This is a genomic window from Labilibaculum euxinicum (assembly GCF_009795715.1).
GTDB classification, from domain to species: Bacteria; Bacteroidota; Bacteroidia; order Bacteroidales; family Marinifilaceae; genus Labilibaculum; species Labilibaculum euxinus.
In genome coordinates this window covers 475,401-497,673 of sequence record NZ_WTCR01000001.1, presented here as the reverse complement: position 1 = coordinate 497,673, position 22,273 = coordinate 475,401, and the positions used below count along the sequence as shown (strand labels likewise).

Annotated in this window: 14 protein-coding genes and 1 other RNA gene; 11 read left to right on the top strand and 4 right to left on the bottom strand. The window is 35.9% G+C overall.

Annotation, left to right across the window (positions count from 1 at the left end):
* Positions 1–31 precede the first annotated feature (31 nt).
* Positions 32–1,411 carry a sigma-54-dependent transcriptional regulator gene (locus GQR60_RS01960; protein ID WP_124991302.1) on the bottom strand — a complete coding sequence of 460 codons (1,380 nt, stop codon included), beginning with the start codon at positions 1,409–1,411 and terminating at the stop codon, positions 32–34.
* A gap of 249 nt (positions 1,412–1,660) precedes the next feature.
* Here GQR60_RS01960 and GQR60_RS01955 point away from each other — a divergent pair, with 249 nt between their 5' ends.
* The 7 genes from GQR60_RS01955 to GQR60_RS20320 all read left to right on the top strand — a co-directional run bounded on the left by GQR60_RS01955 (position 1,661) and on the right by GQR60_RS20320 (position 10,992).
* On the top strand, positions 1,661–2,911 hold the full coding sequence (locus GQR60_RS01955) for an efflux RND transporter periplasmic adaptor subunit (RefSeq protein ID WP_124991301.1): 1,251 nt from the start codon (positions 1,661–1,663) through the stop codon (positions 2,909–2,911).
* A gap of 4 nt (positions 2,912–2,915) precedes the next feature.
* Positions 2,916–5,264 carry an ABC transporter permease gene (locus GQR60_RS01950; RefSeq protein ID WP_124991300.1) on the top strand — a complete coding sequence of 783 codons (2,349 nt, stop codon included), beginning with the start codon at positions 2,916–2,918 and terminating at the stop codon, positions 5,262–5,264.
* A 24-nt stretch (positions 5,265–5,288) separates the two neighbouring features.
* Positions 5,289–5,972, top strand: a complete 684-nt coding sequence (locus GQR60_RS01945) for an ABC transporter ATP-binding protein (protein WP_101308872.1) — start codon at positions 5,289–5,291, stop codon at positions 5,970–5,972.
* A 76-nt stretch (positions 5,973–6,048) separates the two neighbouring features.
* Positions 6,049–8,487, top strand: a complete 2,439-nt coding sequence (locus GQR60_RS01940) for an ABC transporter permease (protein ID WP_124991299.1) — start codon at positions 6,049–6,051, stop codon at positions 8,485–8,487.
* Positions 8,488–8,523: 36 nt separating this feature from the next.
* Positions 8,524–8,811, top strand: a complete 288-nt coding sequence (locus GQR60_RS01935) for a hypothetical protein (protein ID WP_124991298.1) — start codon at positions 8,524–8,526, stop codon at positions 8,809–8,811.
* A gap of 86 nt (positions 8,812–8,897) precedes the next feature.
* Complete coding sequence (locus GQR60_RS01930; protein WP_124991297.1) at positions 8,898–10,151, top strand: hypothetical protein; 1,254 nt, start codon at positions 8,898–8,900, stop codon at positions 10,149–10,151.
* A 532-nt stretch (positions 10,152–10,683) separates the two neighbouring features.
* A complete protein-coding gene (locus GQR60_RS20320; protein WP_370877217.1) occupies positions 10,684–10,992 on the top strand; it encodes a transposase in 309 nt (102 codons plus the stop codon).
* A gap of 156 nt (positions 10,993–11,148) precedes the next feature.
* Here GQR60_RS20320 and ssrA read toward each other — a convergent pair.
* Positions 11,149–11,550, bottom strand: a transfer-messenger RNA (tmRNA) gene (gene ssrA / locus GQR60_RS01920).
* Between the two features lie 311 nt (positions 11,551–11,861).
* On the opposite strand from ssrA, the gene GQR60_RS01915 reads away from it, so the two are divergent.
* Positions 11,862–13,094, top strand: coding sequence for an NAD(P)-dependent oxidoreductase (locus GQR60_RS01915; RefSeq protein ID WP_124991296.1), 1,233 nt, complete (start codon positions 11,862–11,864; stop codon positions 13,092–13,094).
* A gap of 40 nt (positions 13,095–13,134) precedes the next feature.
* Here GQR60_RS01915 and rpe read toward each other — a convergent pair whose 3' ends face one another.
* Positions 13,135–13,785: a ribulose-phosphate 3-epimerase gene (gene rpe, locus GQR60_RS01910; protein ID WP_124991295.1), complete on the bottom strand. Its 651-nt coding sequence runs from the start codon at positions 13,783–13,785 to the stop codon at positions 13,135–13,137.
* Positions 13,786–13,900: 115 nt separating this feature from the next.
* Complete coding sequence (locus GQR60_RS01905; protein ID WP_124991294.1) at positions 13,901–14,767, bottom strand: sigma-70 family RNA polymerase sigma factor; 867 nt, start codon at positions 14,765–14,767, stop codon at positions 13,901–13,903.
* A 314-nt stretch (positions 14,768–15,081) separates the two neighbouring features.
* On the opposite strand from GQR60_RS01905, the gene rho reads away from it, so the two are divergent.
* From rho to nifJ, 3 genes are all read left to right on the top strand, one after another.
* Positions 15,082–16,899 carry a transcription termination factor Rho gene (rho, locus tag GQR60_RS01900; protein ID WP_124991293.1) on the top strand — a complete coding sequence of 606 codons (1,818 nt, stop codon included), beginning with the start codon at positions 15,082–15,084 and terminating at the stop codon, positions 16,897–16,899.
* Positions 16,900–17,182: 283 nt separating this feature from the next.
* The gene (locus GQR60_RS01895) at positions 17,183–18,370 is read left to right on the top strand and encodes an ATP-binding protein (protein WP_124991292.1); all 1,188 of its coding nucleotides are present in this window, start codon (positions 17,183–17,185) and stop codon (positions 18,368–18,370) included.
* 55 nt (positions 18,371–18,425) lie between these two features.
* A complete protein-coding gene (gene nifJ / locus GQR60_RS01890) occupies positions 18,426–21,965 on the top strand; it encodes a pyruvate:ferredoxin (flavodoxin) oxidoreductase (protein WP_124991291.1) in 3,540 nt (1,179 codons plus the stop codon).
* The last annotated feature ends 308 nt before the right edge of the window (positions 21,966–22,273 follow it).

Here is a 22,273-nt window from a genome sequence, read left to right as displayed (position 1 = left end):
GATTCTTATTATAAAATTAATCCGGAAGCTTTTATAAACCATATTTTTCTAGTCTTCGATAAAGAGATGTGCGCGTAAGACCTAATTCTCCAGCAGCTTTGGAAATATTTCCTTTATTTGTTTTCAATACTTTCTGTATGATGTTCTTTTCAACTTCCTCAAGGTTATAGGAATCAAATTCAACATCATCCTGACCATTTCTTTCAATACTTACTTGGAAATCGGCCGGGTCCAGATTTCGATCGTCTGCCATAATGATTGCCCGCTCCATTAAATGTTGAAGTTCTCTCACATTTCCAGGCCAACTGTAATCGTAAAGTTTGTTTAGGCATGCTTTTGATAGAGGGTTGATGCCTTTTTTATACTTTTTAGAATATATTTCAAGAAAATGATTTGCCAAAAGTGGGATGTCTTCGTATCGTTCTCTTAAAGCAGGAAGACTTATTTCAACAGTATTAATTCTGTACAGAAGATCCTGACGATATCTGTCTTCTGATGCCATTTGTTTTAGTGGCATATTGGTTGCACATATTAAACGGATATCGATAGGAATTGGTTTGTTTGATCCAACCCGAATCACTTCTCTTCGCTCTAAAACTGTTAATAGTTTTGCTTGCATCGGCAGGCTTAAATTCCCAATTTCATCTAGGAATAGTGTTCCGCCTGAAGCAATTTCGAATCGGCCGGGACGGTCGGCGCGGGCATCTGTAAATGCACCTTTCACATGTCCAAACAGTTCACTTTCGAATAAGTTTTCATTTATGGATCCAAGGTCAACGCTGATAAAAACTTCATCTTTTCTTGATGAGTTTCGGTGTAGTGCTCTTGCAACCAATTCTTTGCCTGTACCGTTTTCGCCAAGAATCAAGACGTTGGCATCTGTTACCGCCACTTTTGTGATGGTTGAGAATACCTGCTGCATTTCAGGAGATGTACCAATAAAGTCATTAAATGGTTGGTCAAGAACTGCATTTAATTCTTTTTGTTTTGTCTTTAGTTCTTTTACTTCATCTTTCGATCTGCGTAGTTTTATTGCTGACGAGATGGTGGCAAGAAGTTTTTCGTTCTGCCATGGTTTTAATATGAAGTCTGTAGCGCCCGCTTTTATAGCTTTTACCGATTTTTCGATATCACCATATGCAGTAATAAATAGTACAACTGCCTGTGGGTCAATTTCAAGTATTTTGTTTAGCCAATGATATCCTTCCTGACCGCTAATTGCGTCTTTTGTAAAATTCATGTCAAGCAACACAACATCGTAATCATCCTGTTTCATGAGTTTGGGAATCATTTCCGGATCAGACTCTGTGTGTATTAATTCTACGTGTTGTTTAAGCAGCAACTTTAAAGAAAACAGGATATCTTCGTTATCATCAATAGCTAATATTTTGCCGTTTTTTTGATTTGCCATAATTTGAATTAATTTGTCGTTTCAGGTTTTAGTATCTTAAATAGGAATCCAAGTTATCATTTAAATTTTAATATTAAAAGAAAAATGTTCGCATACGTACAGTTCTTGTATTGTTTTCGTTCACAGATGCGTGGAAATCAATAGGTTTTGGTTTTTCAAGGAGTTGTTAATCAATGTTAAAAGTGTTTTGGCATGAAAGTGGCTACATTGCGGTTGTGTTTGAAAAAGGATTAAAAAAGTCAAATTATAATGGATAGAATTATTGAAAAGAAAGCCTGGTATTTACTAAGGAAAAATTGGTACTTAGCGGGAGCTGTTCTAGGCGTCGTTGTTTTGTATGCAGCATTTTTGGGAGAGTCAGGATCCCGATTACGTGTTGATGCAGAGAAAATTTCAATTGGAGATGTGAAGACTGATTATTTTCAGGAATACATTGCCCGAACGGGAACGGTCAATCCAATTACCACTGTTTATTTAGATGCTATTGAAGGAGGCCGGGTTGAAGAGATCCTGCTGGAAGAGGGAAGTATGGTTAAAAAGGGCGATGTGATTCTTCGTTTAAGCAATTCAGAGTTGAACTTACAAATATTAAATTCGGAAGCTGGCTTTACTGAGCAAGTAAATAGATTACGGGATACCCGTTTGAGTATGGAACAGGATCGTTTAAATGTAAGAAGAAGTTTGTTGGATATTGATTTAAATTTGGCAAAGAGTAAAAGGGCTTATCAGAGAAATAAAATTTTCTTTGAGAAGGATTTAATTTCCCGGGAAGAATTCGACGAGTCAAATGATAATTACAATTACTATAAAAAAACCAGGGAGTTGCTTTTGGAGAGACAAAAAACCGATTCTCTTGCGCGAACAATTCAAATTCAACGATTGGATGCCAATTTGAAAAACATGGAAAACAATCTGGAAATGGTTCGTGCAAAACTCCAGAATCTAAATGTAAAAGCACCTGTTGATGGTCAGTTAGGATCTTTAAATGTTGAATTGGGAGAGTCAAAGTCAAGAGGGCAGCGTTTAGGACAGGTGAATGTATTGGATAATTATAAAATAAATGCGATGGTTGACGAACTCTACATTGCACGATTAAATAAAGGATTGAAGGCTAAATTTAGTTTTAGCGGCGTTGATTATAATTTAGTGGTTTATAAAGTTTATCCGGAAGTACGTAGTGGTCAGTTCGAAATTGATATGAAATTTGTTGGTGAACTTCCTCCTGGAATTAGAACCGGGCAAACATTTAGAACAAAAATTGAATTGGGAGAGCCCAGGGAGGCTGTGTTGATTCAAAGAGGAGGTTTTTTTCAAAGTACAGGAGGGCAATGGATATTCGTTGTGGATCCCAGTGGTGAGTTTGCTACAAAACGTGCAATTAAATTGGGAAATCAAAATCCGATGTATTATGAGGTTCTTGAGGGCTTGAAACCGGGAGAGAGAGTTGTAACAAATAGCTATGAATCTTACGGGGATGTTGACAAATTGGTTTTAAAGTAAGTGGATGTTAAAAATTCTATTGAATACCGTTTTACGAAGTTTATATCGGCAAAAAGCCTATTCTTTAATGAATATTTTAGGATTGGCAACTGGTGTGACTTGTACGTTACTCATATTAATATGGGTAGAATATGAAACGGGATTTGATAAGTTTCACGAGGATATTGATCAGGTTTATAGTGTTTATGAGAATCAGAACTATGCAGACGGGGATGTGTTTTCGGTATATTCAACACCTGCGCCATTAGCCGAATCAATAAAAAGAACATTTCCGGAAATTAAGTATTCCACCAGAATGGTTACTACCTGGGGGCAATTGATTCTTTCTGCGGATGGGAAAAGTTTTGTTGAGGATGGCGGGAAAATTGTTGACGCAGATTTCTTTCAGATTTTTACTTTTCCTATCGTAGAAGGAGAAAAAGAGAATCCTTTTAAGGAGGAAAATTCAATTGTGCTTACAGAGAAGCTCGCTCAGAAATTGTTCGGCGAATTGGATCCGATTGGAAGAAAGATTGAAATAAATTCCAAATTTGATTATGTAGTTTCGGCTGTGATTCAAAATCCGCCGGCTAATTCATCAATAACTTTCGACTTTATTCTTCCTTTTCAATTTTTTGGGAAGTTGTGGTCTTATGATTTAAATGATTGGGAGGCAAATACTTTTCACACTTTTATTAAAGTAGAAGAAGGAGTTGATTCGGATGATTTGGCGGCTCAGTTACAAACGTATATTAAAGATCGTATTAAGAATTCAAATGTAGATCTTGATCTTCAGGCTTTCGTGAAATATCATTTGTATGCCATTAACACGAATAAAGTGGGTTCAATTTGGTATGTGAGAGTATTCCTGCTGGTAGCTGTTTTGATACTTTTAATTGCCTGTTTTAACTATATGAATCTGGCAACTGCCAGATCAGAAAGAAGAGCAAAAGAAGTGGCTATCAGAAAAGTAGTTGGAGCTCAGCGAAAAGGATTAATCGGTTTGTTTCTTGGCGAATCGATATTTTTTACATTAATATCCTTAGGAATTGCCGTTGTTTTGGTTGAATTATTACTGCCTGTTTTTAGTGATTTAACGGATAGGGATTTGTCATTGGGGATAAATAATATAAAATTTTTATTTAGCGTTTCGGGCATTGTACTTCTTACAGGAATTGTGTCAGGAAGTTATCCTGCCTTGTTTCTGTCTTCTTTTCTGCCAATTCATGTAATTAAAGGCATTTCAAGAAAAGATTCTGCTCTGCTCAGGAAGGTGTTGGTAGTCATTCAATTTAGTATGTCGATATCTCTGTTTATTTGTTCAGGGATTATTTATCAGCAACTGAAATTTTTAAGGGAATCGGATGTTGGTTACAATAAGAGCGATTTGATTTATATTGAGATGGCAGATGATTTTAATTCGATTTATCCTAAGTTGAAAAATGAGTTGACTAAAATCCAGGGAGTTTACTGGGTAACTGCAGCAAACCAAATGCCGGTGAATTTTACAAATTCAACTTGGGATGTAGATTGGCCCGGAAAAATAAAAGATTCTGAAGATATCTTGTTTCAATTGTCTTTTGTGGATTATGATTTCATTGAAACATTTGAAATGGATGTGATTCAGGGAAGGGGATTTTCCAAATTGCATGGCGGGGATAGCTTGAAATTTATTATTAATGAATCGGCGGCAGAAAAGATGAATATGGTCCATATCATTGGAGAACCTTTGCAGATTTGGGATTATTCGGGCGAGGTGATAGGTATTGTTAAAGATTTTAATTTTAATAGTCTTCAGGTTGGAGTGGAACCCTTAATCATGATGCGAAACCCGGCAGCATTTAAATATATAGCTATTCGAATTGGAGAAGATGTGGAGCCAATTCTAAATAAAATAAGAACAGTTTGGGACTCAACAGTTCCTGATATTCCGTTTACTTATCGATTTTTGGAAGAGGACTTTAAGTATTTTTATACGGCTGAATCACGAATGAGTAAAATATTTATTTCATTTACAATAATAGCTTTTATTATTTCATATTTGGGCTTGTTTGGGCTTGTTTCCTTTGTTACAGAACGGAAATCCCGTGAGATGGCACTAAGGAAGGTCTTTGGAGCTAATATGGATACTGTATTTCAATTGTTGTTAAAAGAATTTTTTAAATGGGTAATGCTTTCCAATTTCATTGCTTGGGTACTTTCATTTTTTGTGATGGAGTGGTGGTTAAAGGGGTTTGCCTATCGAATAGATATTGGAATTGGAATTTTTATCTTGTCAGGATTTGTATCTCTGTTGATAACCTTTCTTACAGTTTATCAGCAAATATGGAAATTGGCTTTAAAAACTCCGGTGCGAGTGCTAAAATATGAATAAGTGATTGTATAAATAGATATGGCTATGATTAATACTAAAAATTTAATTAAAGTTTTCAGAACCGACGAAGTGGAAACTACGGCATTAAATAATGTCAATCTGGAAATTAATAAAGGCGAATTTGTTGCGATAATGGGGCCATCGGGATGTGGCAAGTCAACTTTGCTGAATATTATTGGCTTGCTTGACAATCCAAGTGAAGGAGAGCTTCATTTTAATGGCTATCAGGTAGAGAACTACACTGAAAGGCAAAGAACAAATTTGAGAAAAGAAAACATTGGTTTTGTTTTTCAAAGTTTTAATTTGATTGATGAATTGACCGTTTTTGAGAATGTTGAGTTGCCTCTTTTGTATATGAAAGTATCTGGGGCAGAGAGAAAAAGAAGAGTAAATGAGGCATTGGAAAGAATGAATATTGCCCATAGAGCTAAGCATTTTCCTCAGCAATTATCTGGAGGACAGCAGCAAAGGGTTGCAATTGCACGAGCAGTTATTTCCAATCCCAAATTGATTTTAGCGGATGAGCCAACGGGTAATTTGGATTCTGCTAACGGAGAAGAGGTGATGAATCTTTTAACTCAGCTTAATGAGGAAGGAACTACAATAATTATGGTCACTCACTCGCCATCAGATGCCGATAGAAGTCATCGTATTATTCAATTGTTTGACGGACATATTGTAACTGAGAATATGAGACAAAAGCTTTAGAACGAAAATATTATCGTTATTAATCAATTCTTAGGTTCATATTCTGAAAATTGAGCTGCATATTAATAAGGCAAGTATGTTTAAGAATTTCTTCATTACACTTTTTCGAAATTTTTCCAGAAATAAATTCTATACAACAATTAATGTTGTCGGTTTATCTGTAGGATTAATTTGTACAATTCTGATTTTACTGTTTGTTCAGGATGAATTATCATACGATAAGTACAATGTGAATCATGAACGGATCATTCGTTTGGGATCAGATTTTACTTTGAGTGGAAAGAGAGACCGTGTTGCGACATCGCCTTTGCCATTCGGGCCAACCTTTGCTGAGGAATTTCCTGAGGTGGAGCAGTTTGTTCGGTTTCAAGGTTCAGGAAGACAGCAGTTTAAATATGATGATAAAGAGTTTTATGAAGAACATATCGCCTTTGTTGATTCTTCTGTATTTACTATTTTTAGCTTTCCCCTGCTTAAAGGAGATCCAAAAAAAGCTCTTACTCAACCATACTCAATAGTGCTAAATGAAACTCTGGCTAAGAAGTATTTTAGCAACGAGGATCCAATAGGAAAGATATTGCTTGTTGGTGAAAATGCAGCCTATACTGTTAGTGGAGTAATGAAAGATCTCCCTTCCAACAGCCACTTTAAATATAATGCTTTCTATTCCATGAAAACATTGGAAAGCATAAGGGGAGCGGAGCAATTTAACAGTCAGCAACCAATTTCATTTTGGTCTTTTAATAATTATACTTTTTTGTTGTTAAAAGAAAATTCAGAGGCTGATGCTATTCTCGAAAAGTTTCCGGCTTACTATGAGAAATACATGAAGGAGCTTGGAGATCAACTGGGGGTTTCCTACAAATTAATAATTCAGCATCTTGGGGATATTCATTTAAGATCACAATTGCAATGGGATGCTCCAACCGGCAATATAAAATACATTTATATTCTAACAGCAATTGCCATTTTTATCCTGTCCATAGCCAGTATTAACTATATGAACATGGCAACTGCGCGATCTTCAAAGCGGGCAAAAGAGGTAGGTATTCGTAAGGTGGTTGGCGCACAAAGAGAAAATATCATTCGTCAGTTTATGATGGAGAGTATATCGTTAACAGTTTTTGCCCTTATTATAGCCTTAATATGCGTTGAGTTGTTGCTGCCACTGTTTAATCAATTGGTAAATAAGGATCTTACATTGAGTTTTTTGGATACTCCGGAGGTGATTTTGTTTAATGTAATTCTTGCCGTCCTCTTAGGTCTTTTCTCGGGGAGTTATCCTGCTCTTTACTTGTCTTCAATTCAGCCGGTTTTTATTCTAAAAGGAAGAAATGGCAGAGGTGGAGCAAATGGTTTTTTGCGAAAATTGCTTGTGATTTCACAGTTTACAGTTTCAGCCATGATGATTAGCGGAACTATCATTGTTGCATCTCAATTCCTGTACATGAATAGTATGGATGTGGGATTTAATAAAAAAGATATTGTAGTCTCGGTTATTCGCGATTCAGTATTGCGGACCAGAATAGATGCATTGAAAATGGAGCTGAAGAAAAATCCCAACATAAAGGCTGTTGCAACTTCTAGTTCATTAATTGGTTTTGGAGGATCGAAAACGGTGCATTTGTACGAGAGTGATGAAGGGATGCAGCAATATGCATTAAATTTCAATGTTATTGATTTCGATTATATCGATTTAATGGAAATGGATATTCTGAAAGGAAGAAATTTTAGTCGTGAGATTCCATCAGATACAATCAATGCATTTATCGTTAATGAGTCGGCCGCAATTAAATTTAACTGGGGCGAAAATGCCTTAGGGAAAAAGCTTCAGTTGGGAGTTGAAATTGATGGTGTTGATGAAGGAGGAGAAGTTCAATTGGGAGAGGTGATTGGTGTAATTCGGGATTTTAATTATCAGCCTCTTAAAGATTTAATTGAGCCGATGAACCTCATTGTTTCGGAAAATCCTGATTACCGAAGGAATTTGCACGTGAAAATTAATTCTGAAAATAGAAAAGAAACGCTACTATATATTCAGAAAGTATGGAATGAGTTCTGTCCCAATATGTCATTTGGTTATTCCTTTTTAGATGATAGAATGAAAGAAAATTATGAACCGGAAGAAAGACTGACATGGATTTTTTCAATATTTTCTTTGATAAGCATTTTAATTGCATCCATGGGGCTTTTTGGATTGTCCTCTTTTATGGCCGAGCAACGAACCAAAGAGCTGGGTGTTCGGAAAGTATTGGGTGCATCGGTAGCGAAGTTGGTGTATTTGCTGACTCGTGAATTTATCAGGTTAATTGTAATTGCGAATATCATAGCTGTTCCAATATCTTATTGGGCTTTAAGTGCTTGGTTGAGCGATTTTCCTTATCACATTTCAATAGGCATTTGGATATTTGTTGTCACCCTAATTGTTTCTTTAGTGATTGGGCTGTTTACTGTAGCATGGCAGTCTTACCGGGCAGCAAGTTCCGACCCAATTAAGGCAATTAAATATGAATAAACTCAATATGGTATAAATCTTCTAAATCATTTACTCATGAGAGAAATATGTGTGCCAATACCACTTGGTGATGATAATGAAGTTGCAGAAGTGGAAGTTAAACTTGCGAATAAGAAAATATCTGTGTTTTTTAGATTGGAATCATTTTCTTGGGATGTATCCAAAGAAATGGCAGATAAATCAGATGATATAACAGAGAAATTACTCAAGATCTATAATTTAAAAAAGCTCATCGCCGACTATGATTCAGATTGGGAATTAATACAGATTTTTACTCCTTCAGAGTCATCAAAGAACATTCAGGTTCTTTTTCGTAAAAAATAGCTGAAGATATATTTATTTCTTGTGTAACTTTTGTTGTGTCTATTCGTCATACGAGCGGAAAGAACAATAAATTTAAATCAGGAAGTATGGATCGTCTAGCAAAAAATCTCGTATTCTTTTTTCTTCTAATTCAACTGTTTTTTGGCTCATACTCTGTTTTGGGTCAAACATATCCATGTTATTTATACGGTAGTATCACTACAATTGATGGTGATGTGTATAAGGGTGCCATTCGTTGGGATGATGAAGAGGTGTTTTTAACAGATGTGTTTAATGCTGACAAAGAAGAAAATCCGTACCTGAAATACCTTCCGGAATCCAAAATTAAAAATAATGAAGAGAGATACAGTAGAAATAGAACATGGGATCGCTTCGAAGTCACAATTAATGATGAGAGGAGAAATTTAACCAGTGTTTACGATCGAAAATTTCAATGTCGGTTTGGCGATATAAAATCAATATCTGTAACTGGAAGCGAATCGGTAAGTTTAGAACTTAAAAATGGAAAGTATATTAACTTAAGCGGCGGTTCAAATGATGTGGGAACAAAAGTTTGGATCATTGATCAGGAATTAGGCTTGTTGAAAATTGATTGGGATCGTATTGATATAGTCAATTTTGAAACAACACCTACTGATCATATGGAGACTTTTGGAGACCCAATTTATGGAAAGATTACAACAACGAAAGGAGAGTTTACAGGTTTTATTCAATGGGATCACGATGAGCGTCTTTTGGGAGATAAATTGGATGGAAGAAGCCGTGATGGAGACGTATCCATCTCTTTTGATAAAATAAAAAAAATTGAAAAAACAGAAAATGGAAGTCTCATTACTTTGCATTCCGAACGACAGTTCGAATTGACCGGAGAGAATGATGTTAATAAATACAATAGAGGAATTATAGTTAGTATTCCTAATGTTGGAAGAGTAGATTTTCCCTGGAGTCACTTTCTTTCTTTAGAGATTCTTCCTCTTTCCAAAAATACAGATTGTTTATCTGAATTTAGGGTATCGCAAAGGTTGTTTGGTACATTAGTTACAAAGGAAGGTAAATCGTATAAAGGAGTAATTGTTTACGATTTAGATGAGGCAATGGATTCGGAAATTTTAAATGGTTTAAATGATAAATTGGAATTTGCTATCCCTTTCAGAAATATTGGCAGTATTAAACCAATGGCATACAACTACTGTCTTGTTGAACTAAAAAATGGGATGAAGCTGTATCTTGGCGACCAAACCGATGTTTCCAATAAAAATGCGGGAGTAATTATTTTTGTAAATGAAGATGAATACCAAAACTTTAAATGGGAAGATATCGAACGTATCGATTTTATGTGAAAATTGTCATATTTAGAATAGATGTCCCATCTTGATTTTTTCAAAATGGGATATTTTTTTGTAATTAACTGATATTCATACTGACTTAAAGAAAAGCGTGCAGATTCTAAGAATCCATTGCGAGTGTATTGGGATGCTGTAATTTGGGTTAAATCAACATATAACACTGATATTGAATATTATAGTTTAAGAGCTTATATGACTAAACACTTCAAGTGCAAACTTAAAACTCCGACAAAATCTCATTACAAAAAAAAACGAACAGACCATTGATGTCTTTAAAAAACTACCTGATTGGTTACATTCAAATAGAATTAATCTTGATAAAGATAAGCATGAGTCAGTTAATTTATATTATCAAGATGAAAGCAGATTTGGTTTAATGACACTTATTGGGAAATGTTTAACAATAAAAGGAATAAAGCCAGTTGTGAGATATCAACTTGCTTTTAAGAATACTTACCTATATGTAAGCTTCTCTCCTATGAATGGCGATTCTTTTGTCTATGAAATTTAAGGCGTTTCCAGCGATATCTTCTACAAATATTTAGAACGATTCTCTCAATACAAACCAACAGAACTAAAGATAGTGGTAATTAACAATACTGGCTTTCATTCCTTTAAGCATTGCACAACACCAGAGAATATTAGATTAATACGAATCCCTCCATACATGCAAGAGTTAAATCCTTCTGAGAAAATATGGCAATACATAAAGCAATATTATAAAAATAAAGTATTCGCAACATTAGATGCTGTGAAACAATGGCGGCACAAATTCACTGAAAATAAGCTGAAAAAGAAACTTGTTAAATCAATTCCTCAAAATGCTTTTTTCTAAATTGCTTTAATGAATGTTTTGATTTTTAATTGGTGTAATTTCAAGATAATGCTTAAAGAAAATAGAATTATTTTCAATTTTTCTTGATTGCAATATAAAAAGAAAACCGCTCAAACCTTTTGGTTTGAGCGGTTTTGATGAAGTTTGAGGTTCTTCTGGTGGAGCTGCAGGGAATCGAACCCTGGTCCAAACACGCGATCAATAGGCTTTCTACATGTGTAGTGATTTATTGATTTTCGTACAAAGTTAGGGAAAGCACACCCGATACTTTATCTTATCTTTTTAATTTCGCCTACTCCCCAAAGCCTGAAGCAGACTAACCCTGAATTGATAGCATCCAATTACTTACCGGAACAAGGTGGAACCATAAGTTGGATGTCTCGTCTCCACTCCTGGAGTGGTGATGAAGCATTAATCTACTTTATTCGATTAAGCAGCAAGAGCGTAGTTATTTTCGCCAATTAAAAAGTTTGATATCCGATATTTACGAGCTGGAATAACAACGCTCGACATGCTTACATACTAATTCATCATGCTGTCAAAATCCACGTCAGCCCCAGAATTGTTGTAAAATTAGTAAAATTCATACATTTTACATGATTTTTTCATAGAAACCTTTTAGAATATGTATTAAATTTAAGTTTGTATCGATAGACCTTAAGTATCAATTACAAATAAAGAGTGCTTAACGGTCTTTTTATAATGTATAGTGGGAAACAATAGGTTCGGGAATTGCTAACGAAAGAGTTTGATATCTGGAATGTTCGTAAATCAATTCGGTTGGAATGTGGATAATCGTTCTTTTTATTATTATCTTAATACTCATTACCTGCATAAAATCACACACTTGCATATAAATAAGGAATCGTATGAAAAAAAGAATTAGAATTGGAGTCCTTCGGGAAACTAAAAATCCACCTGACAGAAGAGTTGCGATACCACCGCTAACAGGCTTACAAATTCTCAATAAATATCCTAATGTCAGTATATTCATTCAGCCGAGTGATATTCGTTGTTTTACTGATTCGGAATATCGGGAGCAGGGATATTTTTTAACGGATGATTTGCGAGATTGTGATATCTTGATTGGAGTAAAGGAAGTTTCTATTCCAACTCTGATCCCAAATAAAACCTATTTGTTTTTTTCTCATACAGCAAAACAGCAGCTTTACAATCGTGAATTGCTGCAACAAATAATTAAAAGAAATATAACTCTTATTGATTATGAATATTTAACGGATAACAAGCACCAAAGGCTTGTGGCATTTGGTCATTGGGCTGGTGTTGTGGGAGCGTATAAAGCACTTAGAGCCCGCGGTGTGCGTACTGATTTTTTTGATTTGCCACCAGCCAGTTATTGCAAGGATATGGAGGAGATGTATTTACATCTTAAAAAAGTTAGTTTAAAACCCATAAAAATATTAATTACCGGAGGTGGTCGTGTTGCCATGGGAGCAATGCAGACCCTACGTGTTTTAAATTTGAAAGAGGTTACACCGGAACAATTTTTACATGAAAGTTTTAACGAACCTGTTGTTTGTCGGATTGATCCTGAATATTATGTGGAACGTAAAGACAGAGGTGAATTTAATTTAAAGGATTTTTACGAGAATCCGGAACAGTACCGATCAATATTTAAGCCTTTTACTAAAGTGACAGATTTATTTATTGCCTGCCATTATTGGGATCCAAAATCGCCTAAATTTCTAATTCCGGAAGATTACAAAGAAGATGATTTTAAAATTTCGGTAATTGCCGATGTAAGCTGTGATTTAAATGGTCCAATTGCATCAACATTGAGGGCTTCAACAATTGCTTCGTCGTTTTATGGATATGATCGGTTTAACGAAGAAGAAGCAATTCCTTTCGTGGATAAAAAAAACGTAACAGTTATGGCTGTAGATAATTTACCGGGTGAATTACCTCGTGATTCATCAATTGATTTTGGAGAGGCTTTGTATCAGAATGTGTATGAAGCCCTTTTAGACGATGATTCGGATGGAATAATTGAGAGGGCAACAATTGCAAAAGATGGCAGGCTGACTCCTCAATTTGCTTATCTTCATGCGTATTTGGAAGGGAAAGATGTTGCGAAAGTATAAAAAGAAAGACCAAATGTGTGTGCATTTGGTCTTTTGTATTTTATAGTTTTTTTAAGTCGGATATTGTTTGATTTGGATCATTAGCTCCAAAAACAAAACTTCCGGCAACCAAAGCATTGGCTCCGGCTTCAACTAATTTTTTTCCTGTTTCCAAATTCACACCTCCATCGATTTCAATTACGACAGAAGCATTTTTTTCTTTGATCAATTCAGCCAGTTTTTCAACTTTAGCATAAGTGTTCTCAATAAAACTCTGTCCGCCAAAACCAGGATTTACGCTCATTAAAAGAACCAAATCAATATCAGTAATAATTTCTTCTAAAACAGAAACCGGGGTATGAGGGTTTAGTGATACGCCGGCTTTCATTCCTTGACTGTGAATGTTCTGAATAGTACGGTGAAGATGAGTGCAAGCTTCGTAATGAACTGTTAGAATGTCAGCGCCGGCTTTTTTAAAAGCTGCAACATATCTATCCGGATCAATAATCATCAGATGAACATCCAACGGTTTTTCAGCAATTTTGTTTATTTGCTCTACAACAGGCAGACCATATGATATGTTAGGTACAAAAACCCCATCCATAATGTCTAAGTGAAACCAATCGGCCTGACTGTTGTTTACCATTTCGATATCGGCCTTTAGATTTGTGAAATCGGCAGCTAACAGTGAAGGTGAAATTAATGTTTGCATTTGGTTGTTTACGTTTCGTTTAAATATGGCGCAAATATAAGTAAAAAAGGATAAGAGGAGGTAAATGAAAATTCACCATCTGTTCTTATCCTTTCTTTTCACCCTAAAATAAATATTATTCTCCTAAATAAGTTTTTAGTATTTTGCTTCTAAATGTTGTCTTCATTCGCTTGATTGCCTTCTCTTTAATCTGGCGAACACGTTCCCGCGTTAAGCCAAATTCTTTTCCAATTTCTTCGAGAGAGTATGGTGGCTTTTCATTTAATCCAAAATACAATCTAATAATCGCAGCCTCCCTTTTTGAAAGTGTTGATAAAGATCGGTCAATTTCTTTGCGAAGTGAGTCCCGAATTAGCTTTTTATCCGGACTAATTTCATCATTGCTAAGCAATATATCGTAAAGAGTATTCTCTTCATCAGGGTTTATAGGAGCATCCATAGAGATGTGTCTTCCTGAAGCCTTAAGTGCTTCTTTTACATCTTTTGGACTCATTTCCAGTATGGTAGCAATTTCTTCAGGTGAAGGTTCCCGCTGATACTCCTGTTCCAATTGAGCGAATGTTTTGTTGATTTTGTTAATAGAACCAATTTTGTTTAACGGCAGGCGAACAATTCGGGCTTGCTCGGCCAATGCCTGCAAAATGGATTGCCTAATCCACCAAACAGCATATGATATGAATTTAAAACCTCTGGTTTCATCAAATCTTTGAGCCGCTTTAATTAGTCCTAAGTTTCCTTCATTAATCAAATCGGGCAGACTAAGGCCTTGGTTTTGATATTGCTTTGATACGGAAACAACAAAACGTAGATTGCATTTAATAAGTCGATCCAGAGCTTTTTTATTACCTTTTTTGATCTCTCTGGCAAGTTGAACCTCTTCCTCTGCAGAAATAAGATCGACTTTCCCAATTTCATGAAGGTACTTGTCCAGTGACGGAGTTTCTCTATTGGTTACCTGTTTAGTAATTTTTAGCTGTCTCATAGTGGGTTTTGAATGGTATTTATATACGAGTTGACTATTCTCGTTTATATTTAAATATAGCAAAATCATTTTGAAAAAGAAATTTGTGGTACTTTCAAGAGGTTTATTTTGAGATTAATAAACTTATATAGCGACTTCAGGCATCAATTTGAATAATAAAATCATTTATTTTTTGTGATTTATAACTAATTCCGTAATATTGCAATTGAATTCAGATTAATTCTTCTCATTTAGAGGTCGAAAGATCAGGTTCCCAATTGTTCAAAACAATTTCTATCTAAAAAAATCACCCGAAAAATATTAATATATCATTTATGTACGATATTCTTGAATTAAACAAGAAGCTTGTGCCTGAATTACGAGAAATCGCTAAAGAACTCAATGTTAAAAAAATTGAGTCTTTTAAGAAACAGGATTTAATTTACAGAATCCTTGATCAACAGGCAATTGTAGCTTCTGAAAGAAAAACACCAGAAAAAAAGACTCCCCTAAAAAGACCTAAGAGTCCAATGGGAGATAGTAAGGCCGATGAAGGGCGATCCAGATCGCTTCTGCACAAAAGAAAAAAGCCGGAACAACCAGTTAGGGATGCTGTAAGTAATGAGACTACTCAAGAAGAAGATACAGCACCAAAAGACGCCCCAAGAAAACCCATACGAGGAACAAGACCGGTTGTTGAAAAAGCTGAAAGTACTCCTGTTGAGGAGAAAATGGAAGAGCAATCACAAACCTCAGTTTCAGTGCCTCCTGTTGCAAATGAAAATGCACAGAGAAGCGAAAGATCTGCAAGGCCACCGAGACCTGCTAGACCACCAAGACCGCCAAGAACAGAACGTCAGGATAAACCAGAGCGTCAGGATAAGCCTGAGGGGGCGGATGTTGCTGAAGAGCTGGTGAAAACAGAAGGCCGGGAAGTGTCTGATAAACCAGAGAAGTCAGAGAAGACGGAAAGACAAGAGAATCCAAGTAGAAAACGTTTTGAGAAACGTGAGAAAGAGAAATTGTTTGAGTTTGATGGAATAATTGACAATTCGGGTGTTTTGGAAATTATGCCTGATGGCTATGGTTTCCTGCGTTCGTCGGATTACAATTATTTAAATTCTCCCGATGATATATATGTGTCGCAGTCGCAAATCAAATTATTCGGTTTAAAAACCGGAGATACTGTTAATGGAACAATTCGTCCGCCGAAAGAAGGTGAGAAGTATTTTCCATTAATTAAAGTTGCAAAGATTAACGGCAGACTACCTGAGGTAATACGGGATCGTGTACCTTTTGATCATTTGACACCTTTATTCCCGGATGAGAAATTTAATTTGACAGGAAAAGGAATGAATTCAATGTCAACACGTCTTGTTGACATGTTTGCTCCAATTGGTAAAGGACAAAGAGGACTGATTGTTGCACAGCCAAAAACAGGTAAAACTGTTCTTTTGAAAGAGATAGCCAATGCTATTGCAGCTAACAATCCAGAAGCTTATATGATTATTTTGTTGATCGATGAGCGTCCTGAAGAGGTTACCGATATGGCTCGAAGCGTAAATGCTGAGGTTATTTCATCTACTTTTGATGAGCCGGCTGAACGTCATGTTCGTGTTGCTAATATCGTTTTAGAGAAAGCAAAACGAATGGTTGAGTGTGGTCATGATGTTGTAATTCTATTGGATTCAATAACAAGATTGGCTCGTGCTTACAATACTGTTTCTCCTGCTTCAGGTAAAGTGCTTTCGGGTGGTGTGGATGCTAATGCATTGCACAAACCAAAACGTTTCTTTGGTGCGGCAAGAAATATTGAGAATGGTGGATCGCTTACAATTTTAGCAACAGCATTAACTGATACAGGTTCTAAAATGGATGATGTTATCTTTGAAGAATTTAAAGGAACTGGTAATATGGAGCTTCAGTTAGATCGTAAGTTATCTAACAAACGAATTTTCCCGGCAATTGATATTACAGCATCAAGTACTCGTCGTGATGATCTGCTTCTTGATCCAAATCAATTGAACCGCATCTGGATTCTTAGAAACTATCTGACAGATATGAACTCTATTGAGGCAATGCAATTCTTGCAGGATCGCTTAAGAAAAACAAAATCGAACGAAGAATTTTTAATCTCAATGAACGATAAGTAAATCGCTTTTTGTGTTAAAAAGATATAAAAGGGTAATGATATCAGTCATTGCCCTTTCTTTTTGTGTTAAACTTAAAGTGTTAATTTACAATGAAATTTCATAAATTAATAAGACTAGTTTTAAAAATGTATTTGAGCTTAGTTTTCTTATTCCTAGCAACTTATCAATTTGTGGTATCTTATTTTAAATAAGTATAAATAGCAAAAAGAAAAGCTTTTTGTAATCTCTAGATTGCAAAATGCCGCTTTTATTCTATAAATTTGCGAAGTAAATTCGACAGAAAATGAACACTTTAGTACAGACTCATAATAGTTTGTTGAAGCATAAGAAAGGCACCATTAGACGTGAGTTGGCTGATGAAATTGATTGGTCACAGCGCTTGATAGCCATTAAAGGATCCAGAGGAGTTGGGAAAACAACTTTTTTACTGGATTATATTCGTGAGCATCATGCCAACGATAAGAGTTGCTTATACATCAACCTAAATAATTTATTTTTTACTGAGAAAGGATTGGTTCCCTTTATCGATGAATTTTACAAAAGAGGAGGTAAAATATTACTTCTGGATCAGATTCATAAATATCCGGAATGGGCAAAAGGTCTGCGAACTTGTTACGAGCAATATCCCGATTTGAAGATTATTTTTACCGGTTCATCTATTCTTCGCATTAAGACGAATGAAGATTTGAAAAATTGTGTGAATGTCTATTACCTAAATGGCTTGTCTTTTAGAGAATTTTTAAATTACGAGTCGGGAAATCAATTTACTCGCTACACACTGGAAGAACTGTTAGAGAATCATGAGGGCATTGTTGAAGAAATTCTTGGCAAGGTTCGTCCGTTAGCTTATTTTAATGATTACCTGAGGTTTGGATATTATCCTTGTTATCAGGAGGAGAAAAGCTTTATGGATAATCTTTTGAAGATGATCAATTTGATTTTAGAATTTGATATCACTTACTTAAACCAAATTGAACTAAAATACCTGTCCAAGTTAAAGAAACTTCTGTATATTATTTCCTGTAATGTTCCTTTTCAACCAAATGTAAGTAAGCTGGCAAACGATGTAGAAACATCCAGAGCTACAATTATGAATTATTTGAAGTATTTAAAGAATGCCAGATTAATTCGTTTGTTGAATTCTCAGGGGAGTTTTAACGATGCGTCGAAGAAACCAAATAAAGTTTATCTGCACAATACGAATTTATTATATGCAATTGCACCGGAAAATGTAAATGAAAGTAATCTAAGGGAAACTTTCTTTTACAATCAGGTGGGACCTAACAGAAGCATTACAAGCACCGACAGAGGTCATTTTTTAGTGAATGATAAATTTAATTTTGAAATTACAGGTAGTGATGATACGTCTGAATCGAAATTTAGAACAGAAGACTTTTTTATTGCTGCCGATATGATAGAACGTGGAGAGGGAAATAAAATACCTCTTTGGTTGTTCGGCTTTTTGTATTAGAGAATTAGATAGAAAAATAAAATACCAAATAATAAAATTTAATCGGAGGAGTAAAATGGCAAGAGAAAAAAAATTCATTACCTGTGATGGTAATGCCGCTGCCGCTCACGTAGCATATATGTTTAGTGAGGTTTCTTGTATTTACCCAATCACCCCATCTTCGCCAATGGCTGAGAATGTTGATGAGTGGGCTGCACAAGGACGTAAAAATCTATTTGGAGAAACAGTACAATTAGTAGAAATGCAATCTGAAGCCGGTGCTGCAGGTGCTGTTCACGGTGCATTACAAGCTGGTGCATTAACAACTACTTATACTGCATCTCAGGGATTATTGTTAATGATTCCTAACATGTATAAAATCGCTGGTGAATTATTACCATGTGTATTTCATATTAGTGCCCGTGCTCTTGCTGCTCAGGCATTGAGTATTTTTGGTGATCACTCTGATGTATATTCTGCACGTCAGACAGGTTTCGCTATGTTGGCTTCAGGTTCGGTTCAGGAAGTAATGGATCTTTCTGCTGTATCTCACTTAACTGCAATTAAATCAAGAGTTCCTTTCATGAACTTCTTCGATGGATTCCGTACATCTCACGAAATTCAAAAAATTGAAGCTGTTGATATGGAAGATATGAGAGATCTTGTTGATCAAGAGGCTCTTCAGGCTTTCCGTGATCGTGCTTTGAATCCGGAATCTCCTGTAACCAGAGGTACTGCTCAGAATCCTGATGTTTACTTCCAGTCTCGTGAAGCTGCTAACCCATTTTACAATGCGGTTCCGGATATTGTAGCTGACTACATGAAGGAAATGACTAAAATTACAGGAAGAGAATACAAGCCTTTCATGTATTATGGTGCTGCTGATGCTGAAAATATCATTATTGCAATGGGGTCTGTTAACGAAACCATTAAAGAAGCGGTTGACTATAAAATGGCAAACGGCGAGAAAGTTGGTCTTGTTTGTGTTCATTTGTACCGTCCATTTTCAGCCAAGCATTTCTTAAGCGTTATTCCAGAATCAGTAAAACGTATTTGTGTACTTGATCGTACTAAAGAAACTGGTGCTAACGGAGATCCTTTGTATCTTGATGTAAGAGAAGTGTTCTACGGAAGAGAGAATGCTCCAATGGTGATTGGCGGACGTTATGGTTTAGGTTCAAAAGAGGTGACTCCATCTCAAATTGTTGCAGTTTACAAAAATCTTGCAATGAACGAACCTAAAAATCAATTCACTTTAGGTATTGTTGATGATGTGACTTTTACTTCACTTCCAATGTTACCAGAGGTTAAGATGAATTCAGAGTCTCTTTACGAAGCGAAATTCTATGGTTTGGGTTCTGATGGTACTGTAGGTGCTAACAAAAACTCGATTAAAATTATTGGTGGTTCAACTGATAAATATTGTCAGGCATATTTTGCTTACGATTCTAAAAAATCAGGTGGATTTACTGCTTCTCACCTTCGTTTTGGTGATGAACCAATTCGCTCAACATATCTGGTAACTACTCCTGACTTCGTTGCATGTCACGTTCCTGCTTACGTATATCTTTACGATGTGCTAAAAGGATTGAAAAAAGGTGGTTCTTTCTTGTTGAATTCAATTTATGACGCAGAAGAAACTGTTAAGAATCTTCCAAATCATATGAAAAAGTACTTGGCTGAGAATGAGATTAAATTCTACATTATTAACGGTACTAAATTGGGTGAAGAGCTTGGTCTTGGTAACCGTACCAATACTATTATGCAGGCTGCATTCTTCAAAATCACAAATGTGATTCCTTTCGAAAAGGCTGCTGAAGAGATGAAGAAAGCGATTGTTAAATCGTATGGTAACAAAGGTGAAAAAGTTGTAAACATGAACTTCTCAGCTGTTGATGCTGGTGGAGAAAATGTTGTTGAAGTTAAAGTTTCTGCAGATTGGAAAAACTTACCTGAAGAGAAAGAAGCTGCAACTACGAATAATCGCCCTAAGTTTATTGCTGAGGTTTGTGATCCAATGAACGCTCAAAAAGGTGATGACCTTCCGGTTTCTGTTTTCGCGGGTCGTGAAGACGGAACTTTCCCTGCAGGTACAACTAAGTTTGAAAAGCGTGGTGTAGCTGTTAGTGTTCCTGAATGGCAAGAAGAAACTTGTATTCAGTGTAACCAATGTGCTTACGTTTGTCCACACGCAGCTATTCGTCCGTTCATTTTAACTGAAGAAGAATTAGCTGCGGCTCCTGCTGGAACTGCTGTTAAGCCTGCAACAGGTAAAGAATTGAAAGGTTTACATTTCAGAATTCAGGTTGCTGTTGAAGATTGTACCGGTTGTGGTAACTGTGTTGATGTTTGTCCTGCTCCTAAAGCAAAAGCTTTGGTTTTAAAGCATCTTGAAACTCAGGATGTTGAGAAGGAAAGATGGCATTATATGGACGAGAAAGTAGGTTACAAAGATTTGTTGCCTAAAAATAATGTGAAAAACTCACAATTTGCTCAGCCATTATTCGAGTTCTCTGGAGCTTGTGCTGGTTGTGGTGAGACTCCATATATTAAATTAATCACTCAATTGTTTGGTGAGAGAATGATGGTTGCAAATGCAACAGGTTGTTCTTCTATCTACGGTGGTTCTGCTCCTGCAACTCCATATTGTAAAAACAATAAGAGTGGTAAAGGTCCGGCTTGGGCTAACTCATTATTCGAAGACAATGCTGAGTTTGGTTTTGGTATGAACGAAGGTGTACGTAAAATGCGTAACCGTATTGCTCTTCGTATGGAAGCTGCAATGGAAGCTGTAAATGCTGAAACAAAAGCTGCTTTTACTGAGTGGTTAGAGAATAAAGATAACGGTGAGTTGTCAATTGAAGCTTCGGCCAAAGTTGAGTCTGCTCTTGCAAATGAAACTCATCCTGTTGCTAAAGAAGTTCTTGATCTTAAAAACTTCCTGATTAAGAAATCTCAGTGGATTTTCGGTGGTGACGGTTGGGCTTATGATATCGGATTCGGTGGATTGGATCACGTATTGGCTTCAGGTGAAGATGTAAATGTATTGGTAATGGATACTGAGATTTACTCTAACACAGGAGGACAAGCTTCTAAAGCAACTCCTGTTGGTGCTGTTGCTAAATTTGCTGCTGCAGGTAAACGTATCAGAAAGAAAGATCTTGGTATGATAGCAATGTCTTACGGATATGTTTACGTAGCTCAGGTGGCTATGGGAGCAAATCAAGCTCAATACATGAAAGCTGTTAAAGAAGCAGAAGCTTATCCAGGACCATCTTTAATTATTGCTTATTCTCCTTGTATTTCTCACGGATTGAAAGCATCTATGGGTAAATCACAAGCTGAAGAGAAGAAAGCTGTTGAGGCAGGTTACTGGCATTTGTATCGTAACAATCCAGCTTTGGAAAATGAAGGTAAAAACCCATTTACTCTTGATTCAAAAGAGCCTGTTTGGGAGAATTTCCAGAATTTCCTATTGGGCGAAGTTCGTTACACTTCATTACAGAAATCATTCCCAGAGCAAGCGAAAGAATTGTTTGTTGCTGCAGAAGAGAATGCTAAGTGGAGATATAAAACATATAAGCGTCAGGCTTCTATGGATTATACTGAAGAGTAAACATTATTCTGAATATATAGTGAAGGGGTTCCAGTTTGGAGCCCCTTTTTTTTATGCGTATTTGGGGATAGCGGCAAATGGAAATATTTGCTTGATGCCTCTTCTACTTATTATATTGTATAAAGAGAAGTGTGATATTATCAGACTATAATTAGTACGATCCCGCTGATATAATCTGTAGGTATTGAAATGAGAGGATAATTAGGAGGTGGGATTTTTTTAGTTATATTTCTAATAAGACTCGCAAGTCCTTTATTTGTGGGCTTTTAATTGTTTTATATTGATTTTCAGATTATTAAATTTGATTT